The 7070-nt window shown below is 65.8% G+C and carries 9 protein-coding genes and 1 pseudogene; 4 read left to right on the top strand and 6 right to left on the bottom strand.

The features are described 5' to 3' along the window. Positions 1–382: 382 nt before the first annotated feature. Positions 383–766 carry a hypothetical protein gene (locus tag H9Y04_RS45310; protein ID WP_187820099.1) on the bottom strand — a complete coding sequence of 128 codons (384 nt, stop codon included), beginning with the start codon at positions 764–766 and terminating at the stop codon, positions 383–385. Between the two features lie 8 nt (positions 767–774). Between H9Y04_RS45310 and H9Y04_RS48550 the strand changes: the two genes are divergently transcribed. From H9Y04_RS48550 to H9Y04_RS48750, 4 genes and pseudogenes are all read left to right on the top strand, one after another. After that, positions 775–1341 carry a transposase gene (locus tag H9Y04_RS48550; RefSeq protein WP_187820098.1) on the top strand — a complete coding sequence of 189 codons (567 nt, stop codon included), beginning with the start codon at positions 775–777 and terminating at the stop codon, positions 1339–1341. A 675-nt stretch (positions 1342–2016) separates the two neighbouring features. Continuing rightward, positions 2017–3156, top strand: coding sequence for a M28 family peptidase (locus tag H9Y04_RS45300; RefSeq protein WP_214662290.1), 1140 nt, complete (start codon positions 2017–2019; stop codon positions 3154–3156). 205 nt (positions 3157–3361) lie between these two features. Next, complete coding sequence (locus tag H9Y04_RS45295; protein ID WP_187820096.1) at positions 3362–3652, top strand: transposase; 291 nt, start codon at positions 3362–3364, stop codon at positions 3650–3652. Further along, positions 3649–3772: pseudogene (locus H9Y04_RS48750) on the top strand (IS3 family transposase); the annotation flags it as partial. The gene H9Y04_RS45295 and the pseudogene H9Y04_RS48750, both read left to right, overlap by 4 nt. A 175-nt stretch (positions 3773–3947) precedes the next feature. On the opposite strand, the gene H9Y04_RS46380 reads toward H9Y04_RS48750, so the two are convergent. The 5 genes from H9Y04_RS46380 to H9Y04_RS45275 all read right to left on the bottom strand — a co-directional run bounded on the left by H9Y04_RS46380 (position 3948) and on the right by H9Y04_RS45275 (position 6797). Further along, on the bottom strand, positions 3948–4169 hold the full coding sequence (locus tag H9Y04_RS46380) for a helix-turn-helix domain-containing protein (RefSeq protein WP_214662289.1): 222 nt from the start codon (positions 4167–4169) through the stop codon (positions 3948–3950). After that, a complete protein-coding gene (locus H9Y04_RS45290) occupies positions 4166–4600 on the bottom strand; it encodes a GntR family transcriptional regulator (protein WP_187820095.1) in 435 nt (144 codons plus the stop codon). Before H9Y04_RS45290 ends, H9Y04_RS46380 begins: the two co-directional genes overlap by 4 nt. 361 nt (positions 4601–4961) lie before the next feature. After that, positions 4962–5603 carry a hypothetical protein gene (locus tag H9Y04_RS45285; protein WP_187820094.1) on the bottom strand — a complete coding sequence of 214 codons (642 nt, stop codon included), beginning with the start codon at positions 5601–5603 and terminating at the stop codon, positions 4962–4964. A gap of 42 nt (positions 5604–5645) precedes the next feature. Further along, entirely contained in the window at positions 5646–6050 is a 405-nt protein-coding gene (locus H9Y04_RS45280) for a hypothetical protein (protein WP_187820093.1), read from the bottom strand. An 84-nt stretch (positions 6051–6134) separates the two neighbouring features. Then, positions 6135–6797 carry a hypothetical protein gene (locus tag H9Y04_RS45275; RefSeq protein WP_187820092.1) on the bottom strand — a complete coding sequence of 221 codons (663 nt, stop codon included), beginning with the start codon at positions 6795–6797 and terminating at the stop codon, positions 6135–6137. Positions 6798–7070 lie beyond the last annotated feature (273 nt).

Raw genomic sequence — 7070 nt, 5'->3', positions numbered from 1 at the left:
AGATCACCTTCGACGGCCGGCTCTCCGCCGCCCGGCGCTGAACCCCAACAACCCCAGAACCACCGTTAGCTTTACAGGCCCCCCACTGGCGGTCACGAAATCGGGTCTGATCATCCTTTCGGGTAGGCGTGGCTGATTGCCACCGTCGTCTTTGACCGGACGTGTTAACTGATCATGTCTTGGCCAAGTTGTTCCCCCATCTCGACAAAGTGCTAGCCGAGGACGTCGTGGACACCGGCGACTCTGTGCGCCTCGCGGCCCGTGTTCGGGCTGATGGGGCGAGATGCCCAGGTTGTGATACATGGTCTTCTCAGGTGCACGACCGCTACGGTCGGCGAATAGCGGATCAGGCGGTCGGCAGCAGACCGGTCGAGGTGCACCTTCAGGTTTCCGGTGCGACCGCCCAGGGTGTTTGCGCCGGACCTTCGCTGAGCGAGTCGACGGTTTCACCTTCCGCTATGGCCGTCGCAGCGTGCTGCAGCGCAAGGCGCTTGAGGCGATTGGCCTCGCTCTGGCCGGCCGCGCTGGGGCTCGCCTCGCACGGATGTCGCGGTGCCCGGTCAGCGCGAACACCCTGCTCAATCTCGTTCGAGCCCTGCCTGAACCGGTGGTCGAGCGAAGCCCCAGGGTGCTCGGCGTCGACGACTTCGCGCACGAGCGCGGTCACGTCTATGGCACTGTTCTCATCGACATCGAGGCCAGCTGGCCCATCGATGTCCTGCCCGACCGCACCGCCGCCACTCTGGCCGACTCGCTCGAGCGGCATCCAGGGCCGTGTGTCGTGACGGTGCCAGTGCGTATGCAGAGGCCGTACGTGCCGCCGCGCCCGATGCGGTTCAGGTCGCTGATCGCTTCCATCTAAGGATGTACCTCTGCGATACGGTCGAGGAGTGCGTCGTCGCCCACCGGGAATGCCTGATCCGACCGCAGCAAGACCCGGCGCCGCCACCGTCCACGCCGGGACATAGGCCGACATGCAAGCGCGCGATCAACACCCATCAACGACACGCCGCAGTACGAGAGTTGTACGCCGTCGGCGCCAACATCACCCAGATCTCCGAACGGCTCGGCCTGGACCGCAAGACCGTCTGTCGCTATGCGACGGCGCCCGCGCCAGAAGCCCTGCTGGGTCCATCCCGGCACATTCACGGACCGCTGCAGCGCTTCCATGCTTACCTCAAGCAGCGGTGGAACGAGGACTGCACCGACAGCAGCCGTCTCTACCAAGAGAAGCGGCTGACTTCCTGTAGAAGAGGGCGGGAGGCGCGAGGACATGGAGGTCGTGAGGTGCTGGGACGTTCGCAGGGGACTGACCAGCAAGGTCTATCTGCTGCCCGATGACCGGGCTCGCCCGTTGCCGCCCACCGCGACTGCTTGCGCAGTCAAGGCATCAAGGCCACCCATACACAGCCCGACGACCAGCGCCGGGAGCGTAGGCAACGCGGCAGCGCCGACGGCCGACCCCCGGCTTTCGACAAATCCTAGTACCGACGCCTAGCTGAGGGCGCCCCCGGGGGAGCTCGGATTTGGCCAAGCACGAGCTGTTGGCGACGGCAGGGGGCTGGAACGAGGTCAGATTCTGGCAACGATTATGGCTGCACAAGTTGCTTATTTTGCCGCAACACGGCGTCTGTTCCCATAGGTGACAAACATCAACGATCGAGGGAGTAGAGCGTGATGGCGGCAAGTGGGCGAGCGGATCTGGAAGGCAGCAATTTGCGCCGGAGGACCCTGTTGCGTTCCTCTGTGGGGCTTGGCGTTGGGTCCTGGGTAACAGGCAGTGTCACTGATTCCGGTGCCGCGCAGGCTACTCCTGCGCGCCAGAATACCTATCGCCTGCGCACTCACCTCACAAAGCTACAGAGGATAGCGGAAGCAAATGGCGGGAATCGTGCCGCTGGTCAGCCGGGCTACGACTATTCGGCCCGATATGTCGAGACCGTACTAAAGAGTTCCAGGCTGGCGGTTCATCGTGATTATTTTGACTACGAGACACTGCAAACTCCACGGCAGAAAGTGGAGCAGAGCACACCCAGGGCGAAGATCGTGCAGAATTTCCCTGCCTACGGAGTTTCTTGGTCCCCCTCTGGGGGTGATACGGGAAAGCTCCTGGCGCCTGATGACGTGTTCGGGGACTCGGAAGGCAGCTGGGACGGAGTGGAAAGCGAGGGCGGGATCGCTCTCCTCAAGCTGAGGCAGGGCAGCAAGACGCAGGTCAGCCAAGCCACTGCGGGTTTGTCTGGCTTGACCACCCAGTGTCACGTCCCCCACCAAAGCCCCCGCGCTCAGCGCGCGGGCGACTCGGTGCGTCGGCAGCTCACCCTGGCTGCCGCTGCAGGAATCAAGGCAGTCATCTTCTACTCTGACAATCTTCACTTCCTTGAATTCAACCCTGGGCAGGACAGGGATCTCCTGCCGACAACGTCAGTTGACGGTAGTGAGGCTGATCTACTTCTCCAGGACTTGGCGGCTGGCCCCGTTGTGATCCACGTCGATCTTGAGGTCAGGCTCGTTCGGACGGAAACTTTCAACATCATTGCAACCACTCCGGGGGTGACATCGACGCACCTCATCGGTGCTCATCTCGATAGTGTGCCAAGCGGTCCCGGAATTAACGACAATGCGTCCGGAGTGGCAGTACTCCTCGAAACTGCACTCAAACGTGCCGGCGACCGTCGCAATCCATGGCGATTCTGCTGGTGGGGCGGGGAGGAGGCTGGCGCGCAAGGATCTTCACGGTTCGTTCGGGAACTCCAGGCGTCCGGTGGAATCGACCGGATCAAGGGGTACGTGAATCTTGATATGGCTGCATCACCCAACCACGTAATCAGCGTGTATGGAAACGATCAAGGGTTGGAGGGTCTATATACTGAATACTTTCAAGATAGTCAGCAGCCGTGGGTCCGGGAGGACGTAAGCGTTGGAAGCGACCACCGGCCGTTCATGGCGGCAGGAATCGCCGTCGCAGGGCTGGGCACCTGGGGGCCACATCAGGTCAAGACGGATGAAGAGCACGCCCTTTTCGGAGGAACCGCAGGGGAGCCGTACGACCCCAATTATCACAGCTCTCAGGACGACTTGGCGAACGTAAGTTGGAGTGCGCTTGCCACCTGCGCGGCGGCGACCTACGCCGCAAATCGCGCGGTCACAGAGTAGGCGGGGGCGTCTCGCCCTTCCCGAAACGGACACCATCATGCTCGCCGATGGGTGTGTCCGAAGGTCGCGTCAGCCGAGTGTGACCGATCATGATCCCGCGACGGCAGCAAGATCGAACGCACTGGAGCCGAGTTGAGCTGTTTTGTGTTTTGTGGATTCTCAGATGCCAGGGTTTCGGTCCCGGTGAAGGAGGGCCATCAGCTCCATGCCAGCAGGACCCCGTAAATACGTCGACGAGCTTCGCGAGCGTGCAGTCTACGAGGTGAATGGCACTGGCCGTCCCGTCTCGCATGTCGCCAAGGATCTCGGCATCTATCCCGAGGCTTTGCAGCAGTGGGTCCGACAAGCCGAGGCCGACCGCGGCGAGCGCGACGACCGGCTGACCACCGCCGAACGTGACGAGCTGAAGCAGCTCCGCAAAGAGAACGCCGAGTTGAAGCAGGCCAATGAGATCCTGACGGCCGCCTCGGTGTTCTTCGGACCGAACTCCCGCTGAATGCTCTGGAGATGGCACTGCGGCGGCGTCGCACAAGGAAGGACTCAAAGGCTCATCCACCACAGCGACAGAAGATCGCAATACGTCTCAATGCGGCACACCGATCGGCTCTCCGAGGCCCAGAACAGGGGACTGTCTTGTTCTTTCTGACAGACCCCGGCAACGCCGTTCCGGTCGTGTTCGGACGACGACAGGAAGGCCGCGCGTCGCGCGCCGCGGGACCGATGCCGATCGATCCCGCGGCGCGCACTGGTCAATCCGCTCTCGCCATGGTGTCGTCTTTGTGCGCGGTGGCCTACGGCCTGCGGCTGGCAGATGAGCGGCGTCGCCCACGCGGATGGAGGACGATCCCTGCTTCCAGGAGGAGGTCGCGGGTGAAGCCGTAGGAGCGGCCGATGTCGATCGCGATGCTGTGCACGGAAGCACCGTGGTGATAGGCGGCAGCTACTTGCTCCCGGAGCCGGTCACGGTCCGTGCCGGTGATCCACAGGTAGCTGCGTGTGCCCGGATGACTCACGAGGCGACTGCCTCCTGCTGCGCGGGCAGAACCTTGGTGCCGTGAGGGGTGGCAGGACCGAGCAGCCCCTCCTTCGCTAGGAATTGGGCCGCCTTGCTGACGCTGTCGACGCTGACCTGATAGTGCTCGGCGAGCACGGGCCGGGTGGGCAGGGTGCCGGTGAGCTGTCCGGTGCGGATGCGGTGGCGCAGGTCGTCCGCGACGCGTTTCCACACTGGACGGGACACCACGGGGGTGCCAGTGGTGGCGTAGTCGCCGGCCGGCCGTAGCCGCGTGAGGGCGGCGCGGCGGACGAACTGCGCGGTGGGATACGGGATGCGATAGCGGCGGGCGATCTCATCGGCTGCGGGCACCGGGCGGGCCGGCAGGGTGGCGGTGAGGTCGTCCAGCAGGTCCTCCGCGAGCACCTGATAGCGAGGCGGCTTCTCCACGAGGGCCACCTGCAGTCGTGACGCTGCAACCAGACCCGGTGCTTCCAATGGAGTCATGAGATCCGTGGCCGGGACGGACGGGTGTGCCGGATGTGTGTGGTGACGGTGGTCCATGACGGAGTGCGATCTCCACCTCGGTGCGGCGCAAACTGGTCGAACAGCCATTATTGGGTAATTGCGTGGTGGGATTCGAGGTCCTCAGGGGTACGGCGCGCCGCCATAAGTTGACCGACTACAGGCACGTGGTGACCCCGTCGTGGCCACCGGCGCGGCAGAAAGGCAGCGCCTGCCATGCACACGTTGACGTTCGACTGATCCGGCCCGGGCGCGCCTTCCCGGCTGCACGCCGGCGCGAACACAGCTACTGAGGTTCAGCGGCCGGGGACGTGGCGGTCGTTGGTGTAGGGCGTGGAGCAGTGAGGGCGTCGAGGGGGTGGCGGGCGAGGCGCGCGGCGGCGCTGATGCCTTGGCGTACAGGTTCGCCGTCGTCCCAGATCTTCCAGGCGTGGGCGCGATAGGCGTCGGCGTCGGTGAACGGGCTGAGTATGTGCGTGAGTACCGGTTCGAGGCCGCCCGGCTCCCTCTCCTGCGCGGGCTGGGCGTGTGGTGCAGGGCCGGTGACGAGTTCACCGAGCACGTCGAGAGCGTGCTCGACGCCGGTGAAGGCGCGCTCGGTGCCGGGACGGCGGTGGGCAGCGGCAAGTTCGGCTTCGGCCTTGCCGACCGGGTCGATGACCGCCATGGCGTGGGTCTTGCGCTGGTCGAAGTCGGTGGGGTCGATGATCTGGAGGGCGGCGATGTAGCGGTTCGCGGCGCCTGCGGCTTCGATCAGGTGGGTGAGGCAGGCGCGCAGCCGTTCGCTCTCCCAACGCGCGTGTTCCATTCTGGCCTCCCAGCGGACGCGTTGGCGCGCCAGATGCAGGTTGGTCCACACCGTCACCGCGCAGACCAGGATCGAGGCGGCGGCGACGACGGCGGATGTCTGGGCCCAGCAGGGCAACACGAGATCAAATCCCTTTTCGGGTCGGCGTGGTGGGAGTGGGTGTCAGTGGCGGGGGCGTTCGAAGTACGCCTTCGCGTCCTGTTTGCAGCAGTTGGCGATCAGCAGGGCGCCGAGCGTGGCGTCGGCGAGTGCGGTGACCTGCCCGGTCAGGACGTTGATGATGCCTATGACGGTGACCAGGGCGCCGAGGGTGATCGCGCCGATGCGCAGGCCGCGTCGGCCGCGCGGCATGCGGGAGGCGAGGGTGAGTGCGGTGGTGGCCAGGAGGAGCGCGAGGAGGCCGAGCGTGTACAGGGCGCCGGCTGTGTAGTCCTCGAGTCCCGGTGCGTCGAGGGTGTCGCCGCTGGCCACGGCCTGCGCGCTGATCATCACCAGGGCGCCGCTGAGCAGGTTGAACGCGCCGACTACGTACAGCACGATGCGGGCGATCTTGACGCTGCCCGGCATGACCGGTGGCTCCGGGTCCGGCTGGGGTCGGGCGGGGTGGGGGGCGTAGGGGTGGAGCTGGCTCACGAGGGGTGTCCTGATCGGCTAGTCGGCAGGGGCGGGATGGATGGTGAGGGGGAGGTCGAGCAGGACGCCGCCGGGCGCGGTCAGCCGCACCAGGAAGGCGCCCGCGGTGTCACCGGCGAACAGATCGGCGAGCGTTACCGTGCCGTCGCGGCCGGTGGGGGCCAGGGTGAGGGTGCGCTGGGGCTCACCGGCGGCGTCGATGAAGTACGGACAGTCCGCGGCAGGTTCCCCTGCGCCGTCCAGCACGGTGGCGGTGAGGGCGACGCCCTCAAGCGGGGCACCGCGGTGGGTGGCGGCAACGGTGACGGGGCCGTTGAGGAGTTCCCCGACGGTTGCTTCCAGCGGGCTCCCCTCGACGTGGGTGAGCTGGTCGGCGGTGCGGGCGGTGATGGCGGCCGTGAACGACGTGTCGACGTCGGGGTGTTCGGCCACGCTGGCGCGGATGGTGAACCGGCCGGCCAGTTGGCCGGCGTTGATCACCGGGGCGGTGGCGATGCCGCGCCGGTCGGTCGTGACACTCACCGTGCGCGTGTCGTCGCTGAAGCGGGCCTGTGTGGTGCCGCGGATCTCGAAGACGACCTGCACCCCGGCGCCGGGGGTGGCGTCGACGCGCAGCGCGCTCGTCTGCGGGCGGATCGCGAACGTCTCGCCCAGATACGCGGTCATCTGCCGGGAGCTCACCGCGTGCAGGGCGGTGACCGGAAGCGGCTTGGACGGTGTCGGCTTCGGGTCGGGCTTGGCGCTCGCTGGTGGCGGTGTTGCGGGGTGGGATGTGGCAGGTTCTGGTGTAGTACGGGGCGGAGAGGTCGGCTTCTTCTCGGCCGGCTGATCCGGCGTGCGCGCTGGCGGCTTCGCGGCCTCCACTGTGTCGCCGGGGACGGGTCTGTACGGTCAACGGTGGATCTTCGAGCAGGAAGTAACACCTGATGACAGACGTGACCGTGTCGGCTGAGG

This window comes from Streptomyces polyasparticus (genome assembly GCF_014493765.1).
Lineage (GTDB): Bacteria > Actinomycetota > Actinomycetes > Streptomycetales > Streptomycetaceae > Streptomyces > Streptomyces polyasparticus.
This window is presented reverse-complemented; position numbering and strand designations above follow the sequence as displayed.